The 16,915-nt window shown below is 54.3% G+C and carries 12 protein-coding genes and 1 other RNA gene; 6 read left to right on the forward strand and 7 right to left on the reverse strand.

The window, feature by feature from the left end; genetic code table 11:
• Positions 1-363: 363 nt before the first annotated feature.
• The 5 genes from cas2 to AL01_RS03180 all read right to left on the reverse strand — a co-directional run bounded on the left by cas2 (position 364) and on the right by AL01_RS03180 (position 6,879).
• Positions 364-693, reverse strand: coding sequence for a CRISPR-associated endonuclease Cas2 (cas2, locus tag AL01_RS03160; protein WP_043557960.1), 330 nt, complete (start codon positions 691-693; stop codon positions 364-366).
• Positions 690-1,589, reverse strand: coding sequence for a type II CRISPR-associated endonuclease Cas1 (gene cas1, locus AL01_RS03165; RefSeq protein ID WP_077395931.1), 900 nt, complete (start codon positions 1,587-1,589; stop codon positions 690-692). The genes cas2 and cas1 overlap by 4 nt, the downstream gene beginning before the upstream one ends.
• Positions 1,547-4,714 (reverse strand): type II CRISPR RNA-guided endonuclease Cas9, encoded by a 3,168-nt coding sequence (gene cas9 / locus AL01_RS03170; RefSeq protein ID WP_077395933.1) that lies wholly within the window; start codon positions 4,712-4,714, stop codon positions 1,547-1,549. The genes cas1 and cas9 overlap by 43 nt, the downstream gene beginning before the upstream one ends.
• Positions 4,715-4,910: 196 nt before the next feature.
• Entirely contained in the window at positions 4,911-5,867 is a 957-nt protein-coding gene (locus tag AL01_RS03175; protein ID WP_143280665.1) for an N-acetylmuramoyl-L-alanine amidase-like domain-containing protein, read from the reverse strand.
• Positions 5,860-6,879, reverse strand: a complete 1,020-nt coding sequence (locus AL01_RS03180; protein ID WP_158075926.1) for an MBL fold metallo-hydrolase — start codon at positions 6,877-6,879, stop codon at positions 5,860-5,862. The genes AL01_RS03175 and AL01_RS03180 overlap by 8 nt, the downstream gene beginning before the upstream one ends.
• Before the next feature lie 180 nt (positions 6,880-7,059).
• Between AL01_RS03180 and AL01_RS03185 the strand changes: the two genes are divergently transcribed.
• Positions 7,060-7,557 (forward strand): DUF3465 domain-containing protein, encoded by a 498-nt coding sequence (locus AL01_RS03185; protein WP_077395937.1) that lies wholly within the window; start codon positions 7,060-7,062, stop codon positions 7,555-7,557.
• 18 nt (positions 7,558-7,575) lie between these two features.
• Here the strand turns inward: AL01_RS03185 and clpA are convergent, their stop codons facing one another.
• Both clpA and clpS read right to left on the reverse strand, forming a co-directional pair.
• Positions 7,576-9,906, reverse strand: coding sequence for an ATP-dependent Clp protease ATP-binding subunit ClpA (gene clpA / locus AL01_RS03190; protein ID WP_077395939.1), 2,331 nt, complete (start codon positions 9,904-9,906; stop codon positions 7,576-7,578).
• A gap of 85 nt (positions 9,907-9,991) precedes the next feature.
• Complete coding sequence (gene clpS / locus AL01_RS03195; RefSeq protein WP_241502680.1) at positions 9,992-10,351, reverse strand: ATP-dependent Clp protease adapter ClpS; 360 nt, start codon at positions 10,349-10,351, stop codon at positions 9,992-9,994.
• A 345-nt stretch (positions 10,352-10,696) separates the two neighbouring features.
• Here clpS and AL01_RS03200 point away from each other — a divergent pair, with 345 nt between their 5' ends.
• The 5 genes from AL01_RS03200 to AL01_RS03220 all read left to right on the forward strand — a co-directional run bounded on the left by AL01_RS03200 (position 10,697) and on the right by AL01_RS03220 (position 16,879).
• The gene (locus AL01_RS03200; protein ID WP_077395943.1) at positions 10,697-11,692 is read left to right on the forward strand and encodes a D-alanyl-D-alanine carboxypeptidase family protein; all 996 of its coding nucleotides are present in this window, start codon (positions 10,697-10,699) and stop codon (positions 11,690-11,692) included.
• Positions 11,693-11,899: 207 nt separating this feature from the next.
• Complete coding sequence (gene map, locus AL01_RS03205; RefSeq protein WP_077395945.1) at positions 11,900-12,700, forward strand: type I methionyl aminopeptidase; 801 nt, start codon at positions 11,900-11,902, stop codon at positions 12,698-12,700.
• Between the two features lie 73 nt (positions 12,701-12,773).
• Positions 12,774-14,552 (forward strand): gamma-glutamyltransferase, encoded by a 1,779-nt coding sequence (ggt, locus tag AL01_RS03210; RefSeq protein WP_143280685.1) that lies wholly within the window; start codon positions 12,774-12,776, stop codon positions 14,550-14,552.
• Between the two features lie 73 nt (positions 14,553-14,625).
• Positions 14,626-14,722, forward strand: an RNA gene (gene ffs, locus AL01_RS03215) — signal recognition particle sRNA small type.
• 108 nt (positions 14,723-14,830) lie between these two features.
• Positions 14,831-16,879 carry a DNA polymerase III subunit gamma/tau gene (locus AL01_RS03220; protein WP_077395946.1) on the forward strand — a complete coding sequence of 683 codons (2,049 nt, stop codon included), beginning with the start codon at positions 14,831-14,833 and terminating at the stop codon, positions 16,877-16,879.
• Positions 16,880-16,915: the final 36 nt, after the last annotated feature.

The raw sequence follows: 16,915 nt of genomic DNA on the forward strand, positions 1-16,915 counted from the left end.
GAAGCATCAGAGTATTTAGCTTAGAGTTGCTTATGGTAGGTTAACTCTCCACCTTGATCGAAGCGGAAAGTTGCCGTGGTTTCCCTACCGATTTGCCTATGGTAGGTTGGAAAAGCCCCCTGAAGGGCTGACACCATGGCCGTGGTTTCCCTACCGATTTGCCTATGGTAGGTTCTCTCTCTGCATGATGGCGTGCAACTCTTTGCCGTGGTTTCCCTACCGATTTGCCTATGGTAGGTTGTCAGGCGATGATAGGCGCAATAGACTATAGCCGTGGTTTCCCTACCGATTTGCCTATGGTAGGTTAGCTCTTGCGTAACAGATTGATGTTGCATGATTTTTCATTGTTTTTACGATCGAAAATCATAGCAACACCATCTGTTTCGTGCCTATTCCTTCGGTTTTTTTTGCAAGGCCGAGCATAATCTCCATCCTTCCATACTGTTTGTCCGTTACTTGCAAAGCTCGGACGCTTCCTTCTTTAGGGAGGGCGGTCCGAACCCGGCGTAAATGTTTATCGAGACTGTCTTGTCCCCGTCCGACACGAACATAGACGGAATATTGTAGCATGATGAATCCATCATCACGTAGGAAATTACGAAACTGCGCTGCCTGCCGCCTTTGAATTTTGGTGCGGACGGGGAGGTCGAAAAAGATTATTAGCCACAAGAATCGGGTCTCCTCTGCTTTCATGAGCTACCCCCAGTGATGCAGACAGGCAGGCGCAGTAAGGCAGCACTGTTATGTTCAAGGGCTTTAACCAGGTTAGAGGCAACAATTTCAGTCGCCGCAAGAATGGTCATGGTTTCTTGGCCTATCAGAACAGATTGTGACAGGATGCCAACCATGAACTGGCGGTCCTCAAGACTGGCTGAAGCAGCGGCTGGCTCCGGATGGTATTGGGCTACCATCTGGTCCACGAAGGGGCGGAAAGGTTCTATGAGATCATCAACAAGATTGAAGGCGTTGGTGCGAGATGCATGATGCACTCCTAGTGAAGGGATAAGTCCTGCAGCAACGCAGGCACGTGCCAAGGCTGCACGAAGGATGGCATAGCCATAATTTAAAAGGCCATTGCGCTTATCAGCTTCGTTGGCGCGAGTGAAGTTGAGAAAAAGCCGGGACCAGTAAAAGCGGGCGGCTTGTGCCTCGATGTTAGCCTTATCGCCTGAGGTCACGAGGTCTATCATGTTTTGCAACCTTTTGGCCTCACCATGCCTTTGCATGTTCAGAACAGCCGCTTGATTGTTGATCTTCGCAGTGACGAGCAGCTGCCAAAGTCGTTTACGGAGTGGCAAAGAAGCGGATATCTGAAACTGTATGATGTCTGCTTGTGCATAGTGCTGGTGGAAGGGGAGGAGAAGCCCGGCTGGGTGGTGTCTGGCATCCGGTACGATCAAGACGATGCCCTGCACGGCAAGAGTGGAAAGCAGGGCACCAGAAAGAGTGATCTGTGGCGTGTCGAGTACGCAGCAGGCTATGTCCTCTAATGGCAGGGTGATGGTGTCATCATCCTGCATAATAAGCATTTGTCCGTCTTTTAGCTTCAATCGTGCTGGTCGGGAGATGTGCACGCAACGCCATGCCATGTCCGTGTCTCCTGTTTAACGGGTGACAATTCGCCGAAGCGATTAACGGAAAATTTTTGGATATGCTCCTGGGTTTTTATACCGATGCCTTGTTGTAATGGTGCAGCACCGGTCGAATCGGCCAGAGCAATGGAAGCTGTGGATCGGTTACAGCCGCAGAAATAGCCTTCTTTGACCGTTCCCTTGTTAAAAAGACGTACATAACTGCGGGGATAGAGACTAAATTGGAACAGAGCTTCTTCCCCCATGATAGGCCAGTCTTCCTCAGATTTGTTTTTGACGATAGCTTTATTAGGGGGAGTTGGCCATTGGGAACGATTCATGATCTGGTGGGGATATATGGGGATCATGTACCATTCTGGCTTCCCCTTTTTCCCGATGACTTTGAAGATATCAACCCGTGTCATGACACCTCTGTTCGCCATGCCTCCCCGGACGGGAACAGCTGGTTTAGTTGTGGTAGCAAGGCGTACTTTGCGTATTTCATGGCCTGCTGCGCTCTGGTGGCACGGGGTTCTTGGTGGTCTGTCCTCTGGTTTCCCCGCTTCAATCCACTGGCGGAGGGAGGCGATAAGACCGGCATTGCGGTCTGGATCTTTGATTTTGGCAAGATCAGCTAAAGTTAAAGCGTTAACGGCTTTGCGTTCATAGATGACCGGGCCTGTTTCTTCTTCCCGGACCTGTTGGATCGTGGCGTCGTGGCCTTTACCACGGGCCCGCTGGCGTTCGGGACGGGCGACGAAAATGGTCTCGTATTTTTCTTTTAACTGATCCCGGAATCCGTCCCATGGTGGGGCAACATCCCGCATGGGGCGGGATAGGCCTTTCTGCTCACATTCCTGAAAAGACTTCGTGAGTTTCTGGATTTCCGCTTCGCTGACAGCAGCCACAATGGCGGCATCCAGTGCATGATGACGGTTATCATGGAGGCGTTCCCCACCGATCTTTTTGAGGGATTCAACACCCCAAGCATGACGGAGAGCAGCTGTTAGAGCCCCAGGACGGGTGAACACCCGCCTTGTTCCCCCTTTTTCGCCGCGCTGTCCGGCGGGATATAACAGGCGTGCCGCCTCGACCATCAGGCGGGCCGCATAGCGTGTATCATTGAGATTGCGGCTACGGAACCGTTCCTCTATCTCTTTGCTGCCCTTAAGAAGGAAATTGCGCTTTTTCAGGCCCTTTGTGTTTTTACGGCTTGCCACATCGGCGACAAATTTGTCCCACTGCTCCTTCTGGGCCGTGGTTCCCTGGCCATGAATCCATTCATAGGGTGTCTTGTTTTTCTTGGCCTGATTTTCTTTTGCGAGGCAAAGCCCTTTATTGCTGTAACTGTCATCCCCAAAACGAGACCAAGGCAGGATATGATCAATTTGAATCCGATTATCCTGTGCCATGAGCATGTCCGGTGCAATGGACTTGCCCGAATAACAACAGCGACCTCCTTGTTCTTTCCAGAGGCGGTACCGTAGGAGGATATCTGAAGAAACCTCCTTCAGATTTAATAGTTCACAGGCTTCCTCACGCTCTCTGGCACGTTGTTTAGTCGTAGTTTTGAGATTACGTTCAATTTCCTTACGCTTTTCAAGGCTGTTACCTACATCACGAGCAAGTTCAATACAGATAGCTCCCGGCAGACCCCAGCGGTTTCGCATGGCCCAGAGCTGTTTCATCCCTTCACTTAAGGCTTTTCTGGCGATGGGGTTGGCAATACTGTCCCGGACCTCAGCCATGAGAGCGTTAAATCTGGCTTTGGTATCAATTGTTGCACGACCACTGAATCGGGATGCAGTGTGATCATATCCCGCCTTTTGGCAGGCTTTGTCGTACGTTAGACCCTGCTGAAGGTAGGGGATGAGAGCCCGTACTGCTTTGTCGGAGAGGGAGGAGGCCCCTTTGAATTTTGCAAATGGATTTTTGTCACTTTTTAAAGCATGGCAGATGAGTTTGTGGGCCTCTTCAGGAAGGCCAATGTCGCCCAGTTTCTTTATGATGGTGTCCGTCAGTTCATGGAAACTGATGATCCATGCAGCGTTATCAAGCCATTCAGGATGTGGCAGTAACTGCCGCCATAACGATTCTCCCAGTACGGAACGGAACGTTGCCGTGCCTGCAAATGTCTCTCCCGTCCGGCTTGTGATGTCTTGTTTTTCTTGCTCTGGTGGTATGGTGGTGAAGTGTTGATCACCCCGTAAACCGATGAGCTTACGGATGGCGGCGGCTGTCAGTTTGCGTGTTTTACCTGCGTGCTCGTAGGCAAGGCGTAGCTCTTCTTCTGTCAGAGGGCGTTCTTCTGGGCCATCGGTAACACGGAGATTGATAAGGCGGCAGAGAAGACGAAACCGCTCGAAGGACGGTGAGAATCGGGATGAACGTTTTTCTTTCGGCTCGAAAGGGCAGGGGGCTACCAGTACGCCGCTATCCTGCATGGGGTTCTGCCAAAAGGCGATGCGGGTAAAAGCTTCCTCAATTTCGGTACTGGCAACGGGGTTGCCTAGCGCACGTTGCCTATTGAAGAGGATTTTTGCCTCATTGATGAGGTCATCCCGGCTTATTGTGCGGTCAAAGAGACCATCCCGGTTGCGCCGCCGCTGTACATAAGCGGAATCACGGGCGAACATTTCGCCGACTGTGCGATATTGGGCTGATAGCTCTTTGGTTTTTGCAAGTGCGGCCAACATTTTACTGTCGTCAGGCGAAGTATTACTTCCGATGCGTTTCGCAGAGGATTTAAAGCCTCGATGTTTGGCAATATGAGCCAAGGCTACGGCAAATTCTTCGGGAGTTAGTTGACGATCAAGACCCTGTCCCCTCATTTCCCATGGGTCAATGGTAGGTTGGCGGAGAGCATCTGGTCGGTCATTATCAATCAGGCTATGCTGAGCAAAGAGACGGCGTATCTCAGTCATCCGGCTGCGGCGACGGCGGATGACACGGCGGAGAAGGCGGCTGGAGCGTCTGATCTGGTTTGTGGGAGTTCGTTCTTTGCTGGTCTCGGGGGCATCAAAGCACCAGCTTCCGAGGGCTTCTATGTGTCCTGTTGTATTTGAGTGCCTGAGTACGGCCCAGCCACATGAGCTTATTCCAACGTCAAGACCGAATAGGAGGGATTCGGAGATAGGTGTCATAAAATGTTTTCCTTCATATCTATTGACATTATTTAAGTATTATTTTTAGTATTGATTCTAGGCAAATTGGTTGGGAAACCACGGTAACATGGTTTTCCATGCGAAGGATTACCTCCCCCTCGTTTACGAGGGGGAGGGATTCCCTTATTACCTATATTTACCAATATATTATGATTATGTTGTGTCTCGCTATTGCCTAGCGGGGGCGATATATGATGGCCCCTCGGCGTTCTTGTAGGTAATGATCAAGGGGCGTGTCCACGACATAGCGATGTTCGGGAAGGGAAGAGGCATTACGGAAAAGCAGGGTTTTTCCATGCCAAATTGCTAGCCCGATATGGAAGACATCCAACCCTGCCAATGGGCTATAAATACCGATAACATCACCCGTTTTTACAATTTTGCGAACGCCACCGGCTTGTAAATCATCAAGAAATGGTCGTGTTGGCAGGTAGGTGATGAGGCGTTTCTTCAGTGGAATACCCGGCACATAACGGTCTTGGGTCTTTTCATGCCCGTTATCTGGATTGTTGGAAGAAGAGAGTTTCAGGTTCAGTGTTTTCTCAACCCGCTGTGCATACGAAAATTTCGGGCTCAGATCACGACAGAGAACGGGTGAGCCATGTAACCAGTCACTCAGAAAATGTCGTCGTTCTGTAAAGCTGACATGATGATGGCTGTATCGTGTGGCAATTAGTGCGTGTATGAACTGCTCCACATTAAAGCTTTGGCTAGCGGCTAGAATGATTTCCACGAAGGTCATGCAATTTACACCCCGCCATGAAAGAATAAGCTCTTCGGCTGTACTCGCTGAGCCAATAAGTGGCTGCGCCAGATAGGGCGTGCCCTTCATGGATTGTGAGATCAGCATGATGCGCTCTTGTCGTGATTTATGAGGAGCTATGCTGACAAGTTGGGTAATCTGCTGACGTGTAGTGTCTGAGAGCGTATCAAGAGCAGGTGCATCAGATGGCGGGGGTGCAGCTGGTGCGTGCTCATGACCGTGGGACAGAGGCTGTTGTTTCGTCCGTACATGATGATGTCCATCTCCTCTTGCTAGAGATGGATCGGAAAAAGCGAGACCTCCCAAACCGAGGCCGGTAAGGAAGGTCCGCCGTTTCATCATACTGTTGTCGTTGTACCCGTCAGACAAGATAGCGTGCGCTTTGCTCTGCCATCATGAAATGAATACCAATATCATTGCCGTCTTGAAGTTCCCGATAAATATGCTGCACCGGGCTGTTGCCTTCATGGAATGTCTCTTTCACATGACTGACAAGAACACGCAGCCCGCGGATATGGTGACGCCCGCCGCAGATATGTCCTAGGTCCCGCAGAGTTTGTAGCAGGTCTTTTGGGCGAAGCTGTCCACAGAGGGCGTTTTCTGGCTGTGCATCCGGATAGGTTACACCCATGATGATGGTGTGTAGCTTTTTCTCTCGCAACAGTGGTGCAATGGCTTTCCAAAGTTTCTGGAGATTCTGTGGTCCATCTGGTTGATCTGCCTGTGTATCACCCAGATAGAGAATAGCCCGGCCATGATGCTGAATGAGGAAGGCTGTAGAAGTCGTGCTGGCATGGCTGAGAGGCCAAGCCGTGACTTCCAGCCCGCTGCCCTCAATGTTCTGGCCTTCCCCCGCTACCATGTCTTTATAGCTGTATTTTTCGATGCGGGGTTCTGGTCCTTTATCCCCCATAGCACCCCAGATACGGCCATTGAAAAGATGTTCAGTCAGAAGGGTGTTTGTTTCTGGCAAGGCATAAATGGGTTTGGGTGTATCTTCGGGAGAGGAGAGAACCAGCCCGGCTACGTGGTCGAGATGGGCATGGCTGATGAGATAAGCCCGAACAGTTTGTTTAAGAACATGGCCTGCTCGGCTAAGTGCGGAATCCGGCATGATGGGAATATCATCTAGAACGCCTCGGGCCTCGGCACGCTTTAGCCCATGCCCCAGAGTTCCGGCGTCACAGATAACAGCCTCATTTGTGCCTAGGGGACGGACCAGATAGGAGGAAAGATTACCATCAGCTACACCGCTCCGTACGCCAAGGGCTACGATCTCGAAAACCGGGTGGCTGTCTGCGAAGGTAACGGGTGTTTCTCTGGTTCTGCCCCGTGTTGTCTTCAGCCGGTCACGGAGTGTTTTCAGGTGATGTAGGGGCATGGTCTTTTCCTCCCTGTCATAAGGTGGTGATGGAGTGCCCGGCCATGAATATGGTTGAGCCGCTAGGGGGACATCCGGTAATGGATGAAAATCATGTCTGGTTGTATCCCAGTAATGATGAAACCCCTCAAGGATACTCCTGCCTCGCCCGTGGGGGAAGGGGGAGGAAAGAGAGATGATATGCGGTTTTTTCATCCGACCATGCTGAGAGCAGGCCTTCTTGCGGCCTTGCTCGGTACTGTAGCGTTAAGCCATCCAGCAGCGGCTGAAGCAACAATGCCAGCCCAGTGTGATAATGCGCAGTTCGTGAAGGATCAGACAGGGTACGCCCAGCAGTTTGCCCATACGCAGGTGCCTTACGGCCAGCATCTGGACTTGCCGGAACATATCTGCGGGAATGTGGTGAAAGTCTATCGAGCCCGCCGGAGCCGGAGCGGTATGCATGGCTATTTTCTGATGTCCGTTGCCGGGGGCCAGCCCATTCGTGTGGTCTCCAACCTTGATGAGATGAAAGCACCATCATGGCCGTGGGTGAAGGTTGGGGATCAGGTCGAGGTGCAGGGGCGGTATTATTATGACGGTCCTAGCCGACAGGGGCTAGATTGGACCCATCACGGCACAAGCCGCCGTTGGCCGTGGGCTGGGTATGTTAGCGTCAATGGCCAGCGTTACGAATAAGATGGCTGTGCCCCGGCATTAAGCCGGGGCCAGTGTTCCAGCCTTTTTGCGCCCCTTTTTGGGAGAGGGGGCGTTTGTGAGGGCAGAGATGGTGAAGGTCAGTTGTCCATCACGTGCACCGATTTTGACTGTCCCGCCTTCCATCAGCTTGCCGAAGAGAATTTCTTCAGCCAGTGGTTTCTTGATGTGATTTTCAATCAGGCGTCCTAGTGGGCGGGCACCGTTGGATTTGTCATAGCCTCGTTCCGCCAACCACGCCTTAGCGGAGGCTGTGAGATGCAGGGAGACGTTCTTAGCTGCCAGTATGGTGGTGAGTTGGGTTAGGAATTTTTCCACAACATGGGCAACGACTGCTGGTGTTAGCGGGGCAAAGGGAATGATGGCATCCAGCCGGTTGCGGAACTCTGGTGAGAAGAGTCGTTTGATCGCTTCTTCATCATCGCCGGACCGTGCTGAACGGGCGAAGCCAATGGCCTCCTTGGAGAGGTCACTGGCCCCGGCATTGCTGGTCATGATGAGAATGACATTGCGGAAATCTACCGTTTTGCCGGTATTGTCCGTCAGCTTGCCGTGGTCCATGACCTGAAGCAGGATGTTGAAGAGGTCTGGATGGGCTTTCTCAATTTCATCCAGTAGTAGGACGGCATGGGGTGTCTGGTCTATGGCACTGGTCAGCAGGCCACCTTGCTCAAACCCTACATAGCCTGGTGGTGTACCGATCAGCCGGGAGATGGAATGAGCTTCCATATATTCCGACATGTCAAAACGTATCAGCTTGATGCCTAGTGACTGGGCCAGCTGTCGGGCTGCTTCTGTCTTGCCAACCCCTGTAGGGCCGGAGAAGAGATAGCTACCGATAGTTTTTTCCACATCCCGCAGTCCAGCCCGAGACAGCATGACAGCTGAAGAGAGCGCATCCAATGCTGCATCCTGACCGAAAACAGCCTTGCGAAGGTCTGTCGGCAGATGACGTATGGAGGTTCGGTCATCCGTGGAGAGATGGCGGGGCGGGATATGGGCAATGCGGGATATTGTGGCCTCGATGTCCCGAGTGCCGACTGTGCGCCGCTTGCGACTATTGGGCAGAAGGCGGCAGGCTGCTCCGGCTTCGTCAATGACATCAATGGCCTTATCAGGGAGCTTGCGGTCGTGAATGTAACGGACGGAAAGCTCCACAGCACTGCGAATAGCCGGGTCGGTGAAGCGGATATTGTGGTGTTCCTCGTAACGCTCCTTCAGGCCTCGCAAAATACGGATCGCATCGGCTTGTGATGGCTCAGTGACATCAATCTTCTGGAAACGCCGGGTTAGGGCGTGATCCTTTTCAAAATGTCGCCGGTACTCCTGATACGTGGTGGAGCCAATGCAATGTAGCTTCCCAGCAGCGAGAGCGGGCTTGAGAAGATTGGAGGCGTCCATGGACCCATTGGTTGTGGCTCCTGCACCGATGAGCATGTGTATTTCATCAATAAAGAGCAGGCTGCCGGGATTCTGCTCTAGCTCGTTCATGATGGCCTTAAGCCGTTCTTCAAAATCGCCACGGTAGCGTGTTCCAGCCAGCAGGGCACCAAGGTCCAGACTGTAGAGCTGGGCATCGGCGAGTACGGCGGGGACCTTGCCCTTCACGATTCTTTGGGCCAGCCCTTCTGCAATGGCCGTCTTGCCTACACCGGGGTCGCCAACCAACAGGGGGTTATTCTTGGTCCGGCGGCATAGGATTTGGACGACACGTTCCACTTCCTTCTCTCGGCCGATGAGCGGGTCGATTTTGTCATGACGAGCTCGCTCGTTGAGGTTCGTGCAGTAGGTCTGTAGGGCGTCTTTTGTATCAGTCTCGGCGGTTTCGCTGGTGTCACTGCCTTCTTTGCGGGTGGTTCTGGCTTTGCGGCTAGTGGAATCTGCCTGATGTGGGCTGGTGGCTACGTCATCATGCTGCATGGCATGAATGGCGTTCAGCCGTGTGAGACCTCGCTGATGGAGGAAGAAAACAGCGTGACTTTCCTTCTCGGCGAACATGGAGATTAGAACATGCGCCCCGGTCATGATGGCCTGCCCGGCACTTTGGATGTGAACAGCCGCCCGTTGGATCACCCTTTGGAAGGCTGCCGTTGGCTGGGGGGCGTCATCAAGTTCCGGGCGGATGATGGCCTGCTGCTCATGAGAAAGGAAATGGTCGACATCTTGCCGGAGCAGCTCAAGGTCGGTTCGGCAGGCTGCAAAAACCGCCATAGCGTCCCGGTCATCGCACAGGGCGAAGAGGAGATGTTCTAGCGTAATGAATTCATGATGATTCTGACCTGCCAGAATGAGCGCACGCTGAAGCGTCTGTTCAAGTGTGGAAGACAACATAGGCGCTCCTTGTGCCATGAAGGAATGTCAGAATGATGAAATGGCAGTATAGAAATCTGTCAATTCATATTAAGTGGCGATGGCTTTAGGCTTTCTCAAGGGTGCACTGAAGGGGGTGTTGGTTCTTCTGGGCAAAGTCCATCACCTGGCCTACCTTGGTTTCGGCAATCTCGTAGGTAAAGACCCCGCACACGCCGCTGCCCCGGTTATGGACCTCCAGCATAATGGCTTGTGCATCGGCCGGGGATTTATCAAAAAACTGTTCCAGCACGAAGACCACGAAATCCATGGGGGTGTAATCATCGTTGAGGAGAACAACCCTGTACATGGAGGGATAGGCGAACTCTGTCTTTTGGGAGGTCAGAGTATCTTCCCGTGCAGCATGGGGAGGGAGGGCGATATCGGTATCGTCCATAATGGAGGCCATGGGGCGCTCATGTGCCATGGCATATGGCCTACGCTGCATAGGGAAATTCTCCTGATTTATTTGCAGACACGACCCTCAGTCTAGCAGGAAAATGTAGAAATCATATGGCGATGATATTGCGTGGTGGTTTCAATTAAAGTGTAGTTTGGGGTGGATATGGCGTTTTTCTGCTGGTTATGCCTCGTTTTGTCAGCCTAATTCGTAACAGTTTTGTGATGGAAATCTTTCCTCCTCCTAAATAGGAGGGGGCGATCTTAGATGTAGAAGATGGAAAATTCTGGACAGGGCCGGGGACAGAAGATTAAGGTCATACGCTTTCTGATTTTTTGTGGATTCCTGCCAACCTGAGGATATTTCCATCTGATGCGCCCGTTTTTTAGTCGTGCCCTGTTTTCGTGTGTGGTCGTTTTGGCTGCCTTCTCCGGTACGGCACGGGCGCAGTTTGCTGGTCATGTCTCGTCTCTAGTCATTGATGCCCGGACAGGCACCGTACTGTCCGAATCGGATGCCGACCTTCAGCGTTATCCTGCCTCCCTCACGAAGATGATGACGCTGTATATGACGTTCCAAGCGTTGGAACGTGGCAGCCTCACTCTTCAGGATAGTATGCCGGTCTCCATTCATGCTTCCACACAGGCACCGTCCAAACTGGGGCTGCGTCCGGGGACGCATTTGGGGGTGGAACAAGCCATTCTGGCCCTTGTAACCAAGTCCGCCAACGATGCCGCTTGCGTGCTGGGTGAGTATTTGGGTGGTGGGGATGAGACCCGTTTTGCTGCACTGATGACCGAGCAGGCACGGCGGCTTGGCATGGCGCACACGACATTCCGCAATGCTTCTGGTCTACCGGACCCTGATCAGGTCACCACAGCCCGGGATCTTTCTGTATTGGCGAGAGCGCTGATGCGGGACTTTCCACAATATTATCATTATTTCGGTGTGCGGGAGTTCCCGTTCCGCCGTCATATGATCCCCAATCATGATCCGCTCCTCGGGGTGTATCAGGGGGCTGATGGTTTCAAGACTGGTTATACCGATCTAGCAGGCCATAATCTCGTTAGCTCGGCCCAGCAGGGGCAGGTGCGGCTTATCGGTGTCGTGCTGGGGGCTTCGAGTAATGAGAGCCGGAATCAGACGATGATCTCTCTGCTGGATGGAGGCTTTTCTGCCTCAGGGCAGGACCCGCTCCCGTTGATCAAGAGGTCGGGCCGTTATTATGCTATGGCCCGTCATGGTGGGAGTGGGCTGCATCGGTCGCATCTGCGCCGGGGGATTATGCTGGTCTCTTACCGCTCACGTGGTGCGCCACGTGGATTGCATCATTCTTGGGCATCACGCCGGGGGCATCACCGCTCTTGATGGCATGACCCAAGGCCCTTCCGTGCATGATGCAGGAAGGGCCTTTTTTGTTTGGCCGTTATTCCCGGTACAGGATGGGCCTGATATCCCGTCTGTGTCGGCGGGGTCTTGCGCTGGAACAGGGCAGGGCGCATTCTGCAGGCAGTTCTGGCATTATGGCCGAGCCGATAGCATTATTATAGACAAGAACAGGGATTACGGTACTTCATGTCTTCTCGAGACGGGCGCAGCATCCAGCATTATACAGCGGACGATTTTAAACATCTTAAGGCAGCCGGGCAGCTTGCTGCTGCCACTCTGGATATGATCACCGAGCATGTCCGCCCCGGCATTACAACGGGCGAGCTGGATAGGATCGTCCATGAATACACATTGGAGCATGGTGCGACACCGGCACCTCTCAACTATCATGGTTTTCCGAAATCCTGCTGTATTTCCCTCAATCATGTTGTCTGCCACGGTATTCCCGGTGACCGCCGCCTGCAGGAAGGTGACATCCTTAACATTGATGTCACGTCCATTCTGAATGGTTGGTACGGCGATACATCTCGTATGTATGTGGTGGGCAAAGCCCCCCGCAAAGCCGAGAAGTTGATCGACCTGACCTACCAGGCCCTCATGTTAGGGATCGAGCAGGTCCGCCCCGGTGCTACGCTGGGCGATATTGGTCATGCCATTCAGAGTTTTGCCGAGAAGAATCGCCTTGGTGTGGTGCGGGACTTCTGCGGGCATGGTATCGGCCGCAACTTCCATGAGGCACCGAGTGTTCTACACTATGGCCGCCCCGGGCAGGGTACTGTGCTGAAGGCAGGCATGGTTTTCACCATCGAGCCAATGCTTAATCTTGGTCGCCCGGATGTGAAGGTGCTGGCCGATGATTGGACCGCCGTAACACGGGATCGCTCCCTGTCTGCTCAGTTCGAGCATCAATTGGGTGTGACGGAAGACGGGTACGAAATCTTCACCTTGTCCCCCCGTGGTTATACGAAGCCTCCTTACTCTCTCTGAAACCAGTCTGCGGAAAGGAAAGGCGCCCATGATGGCACTGCGTAAACTGACTGTTCGGCTAGCGCTGGGGGGGATGCTGCTTGGTAGCGTTTCCCTCTCTCATGCTGAACCATTAAGTGCAGCGCATGACCCTCTGGCCTTCGGGCCGGATACAACCCGCCCCGGCACGCTGGTAAAGGGGGAGAGGGGCATGGTCGTCTCCGCCCAGCATCTGGCTTCCGAGGCTGGTGCCCGTATCCTGCGGGAAGGGGGTAATGCGGCCGATGCTGCCGTAGCTGTGGGTTATGCCTTGGCCGTGGTTTATCCAGCGGCGGGGAATCTTGGTGGTGGTGGGTTTATGACCCTAAGGCCACCACATGGGCCGGCCGTGTTCATAGACTTCCGGGAGCATGCTCCTCTGCGGTCCCTACCCACGATGTATCTGGATGAAACCGGCCATGTAAAACCGGGCCTTTCCACAGTGGGTTGGAAAGCTGTGGCTGTACCGGGGACGGTCGCCGGGCTGGAAGCTGTCCGCAAACGCTGGGGGCGGTTAAGTCGGGCGAAGGATATGGCCCCGGCCATTGCCTTGGCCCGGGATGGTTTCGTGCTGGAAGAGGGTGATGTAGAGCTGCTGCATACATCAACCAGTTATTTTCAGCAGGATGAGTATGCCCGTGGCATCTTCCTGCGGCCTGATGGCAGTGAGCTTACGATAGGGGATCGGCTAGTTCAGCCTGGTTTGGCCCAGTCGTTGGAGCTGATCGCTAAAAATGGTGAGGATGCTTTCTATCGTGGTCCTATCAGCGCAGAAATCCTTCGTGCTGCCCGTCTGGGGGGTGGCTTCCTAACAGAAGCGGATTTCCATACCTATAGGCCCCGGTTCATGAAGCCGATCACCTGCCAATATCGTGGTTATCAGGTGGAAACGGCCCCGCCGCCGAGTGGCGGTGGTGTGGCTGTGTGTGAGGTCCTCAATATCCTGTCTGGCTATGATATGGGCCGCCTTGGCCTGCATAGTGCGTCGGCTGTCCAGCTGGAGCTGGAGGCGATGCGTCATGCTTATTCTGACAGGCGGGACCTAGGAGATCCGGCCTTTGTGGTTAATCCGGTCTCTTGTTTGCTCAATCCAGCCTATGCGGCGCAGATACGGGCTGCACTGCCTAGCAACAGGGCTGTGTCCTCCGATGAGTTACAGGTTGGCCGCCCTGCTCCCGGCATGGTGCAACCAGCTGCTAAACCGGCCATGGAGAAGCATGAAACGACCCATTTCTCCACGATTGATTCTCGTGGCATGGCAGTTTCCACAACTTACACGCTGAATGGCTGGTTTGGTGCGGGTGTCATGGGGGGGCGAACCGGTATCTGGATGAATGATGAGATGGATGATTTTTCCGTCAAGCCGGGGGAGCCGAACATGTTCGGTATTGTCGGTTCTGTGGCGAATGCCATTGCACCGGGTAAGACACCGCTTTCTTCCATGACGCCAACCATCATTAGCCGGGATGGGCGGGTCGTGATGGTCACGGGTAGCCCCGGAGGCTCCCGCATTCCCACTATTGTGCTGTCCAGCTTGCTCGGTGTGGTGGATTATGGGCTTGATCTGGCACAGGCTGTCGATCTGCCTCGCTTGCATGAACAGTGGAAGCCCGATGATGTGGAGATGGAAACAGGGGCCTTGAGTCCAGATGTACAGAAGACGTTGGAGCAAGAGGGCTACCACTTCGTTGCTCATCGTCCTTGGGGTATTACAGAAGCCATTCTGGTGGGCGGTCCCCGGCTGGATAGCAAGGCAGCCCGCTCGAAAACGATAGGGCCGTTCTATGGTGTGGCAGACCCACGCCATCCCGGTGGGGGAGCGGTTGCCCCCTGAGAAGGGGTATATGGGGCCTTGGTGAAAGTAATCCTTGCCTGCCCCCCCTGTTCCTGTGCTAGAAGCCCGCTTGGGAGATCGGCCCTGGGCGGTTGACTTGCAAACCCGGTCAGGCCCGGAAGGGAGCAGCCGTAGTAAGATCGTATCGGGTCGGGTGTCCGGTCTCTCTCCTCTGATTGCCATGCAGGCCTCTGGACGCAGGGAGCAGCAAAGCAGGCCACCGGGCCTCCGGGGCGTCCTTTCCAGACAATGAAAGCTGTGGGAGGCACGTTGCAGCCGTGAGTGAAGAAGATATTCCCCTCCCTCCTGAAGGCGGTGCTGGTTTTTTCTCTGACGAACCCCCGGCAGAGGCGGAGCCTTCAAAGAGTGGAACACCTTACTGCGTCCTTGCTCGGAAATATCGTCCTCGGACATTCGATGATCTGATCGGGCAAGAAGGGTTGGTCCGGATCCTTCGCCGTGCCTTTGCTGTGGGGCGTGTGGCTCATGCCTTCATGCTGACGGGTGTGCGGGGTGTAGGAAAGACCACCACAGCCCGTATTATTGCCCGAGCCCTGAATTGTACTGGGGTCGATGGCAAAGGTGGCCCAACAGCCGACCCATGTGGCGTCTGCCCTAACTGTACGGCGATTCTGGCAGACCGTCACCCGGACGTGCTGGAGATGGATGCCGCCTCCCGTACTGGTGTGGATGACGTTAGGGAGATTATCGAGGCATCCCGTTTCCGGCCTATGCAGGCCCGCATGAAAGTCTTCGTGATTGACGAAGTGCACATGCTGTCCCGTAATGCCTTCAACGCATTGCTGAAAACTCTGGAAGAGCCACCCGCACAGGTTACTTTTATCTTCGCCACGACTGAATTGCGGAAGGTCCCTGTCACGGTACTGTCTCGCTGTCAGCGTTTTGACCTACGGCGTGTGCCGCAAACTATGCTGGCCGAGCATTTTGCCCGTATCGCCCGTAAAGAAGGGGTCGAGCTGGAAGAGGGGGCACTGGCTCTCATCGCTCGGGCGGCGGATGGGTCCGTGCGTGATGGACTGTCTCTGCTGGATCAAGCCATTGCACAAGGTGCTGCCGACACAGCCAGCGTGGCGGACATGCTGGGGCTGGCGGATCGTGGCATGGTGTTCGACCTGTTGGAGGCGGCCCTTCATGGGCAGGTCGCCGCCGTATTGAAGATAGCCGGACAGGCCTATGCTCGTGGTGCAGACTTGGGCGAGCTGTTGATGGACCTGATGGACGTGCTTCATCTCCTCTCCCGCATTAAGGCCTTGCCTGAGTTGCGGGACGGGATGGAACTGCCAGAAATGGAGCGTGTCCGTGGCGGGGCGATTGTAGACCATGTCGGTGTTACGGTTTTGGGGCGGGCATGGCAGCTGCTTCTGAAAGGGGTGGCCGAGGTAGAAATGGCCCCGGACAGGCGTCAGGCTGCTGAGATGGTGCTGATCCGTCTCTGCCATGCCAGTATGTTGCCGACGCCAGATAAGCTGATTCGCCAACTTCAGGAGGCCCCGTCTGGCGGGGATACCCCCTCCACTGGGGGCGGCTCAGCCCTTAGAGGTCCGTCTTTACAGGCACCTATAGCAGGAGGCTCAGAAAGGACGGCCTCTGTGTCGTCCCGGACTGTATCAGCTCCTTCCAGCGTCACTGGTGCGGGGGCTGGGACATCAGCTTCGGCGTCCCTACAGGGAAGCGGGCCGGTCAGGCAAGGAAGCACGGTTCTGAAATCGCAGCCGGAGCCGGTTCAGGAAACACCGCCGCCGCCTAGCCCTCTTCGTCTGGCTACGGAGAATGGGACGCCTGTTGCGCAGAAGTCTGATGAGCAGAATGATACGATCCCGCCTATGCCTCGTAGCTGGCGGGAGCTAGTTGCCCTTGTACGGCAGCAGAAAGCAGCCCGCCTGCATGGGACCTTGCGGCATCTGGGGCATCTCGTGGAGTTTGCTCCACCGAGGCTTGTACTGCGGATTGCCGAGGCGGATGAGGAGCAGAAGCGGCAGACCTTCCGGTCTCTTACAGATCTGCTGGATGGGCTGTATCCCGGTTACTGGCAGGTTATTCCATCTGATGAGCAGGGAGAGCCAACGCTGGATGAGCAGGGAAAGGAGGTTGTTGCCTTACATAAGGACAAGGCAAAGCAGCATCCTCTTGTTCAGGCTATCATGCGGCATTTCCCGAAGGCGCAGATTGGTGAGGTAAGGGATCATACACTGGATGATTACGGCCTCCCGCCGGAAACCGTTGTTCCACTGGGCGAGGATGTTCCCTCTTATTTGGAATTTGCCCCGTTGGATGCTGATTATCCTGATGAGGATGATTTTTACTGACCCTCAGAGGCTGGCCACGGCCCTAGTTTAGCCCTG

Source organism: Bombella intestini (assembly GCF_002003665.1).
Lineage (GTDB): Bacteria > Pseudomonadota > Alphaproteobacteria > Acetobacterales > Acetobacteraceae > Bombella > Bombella intestini.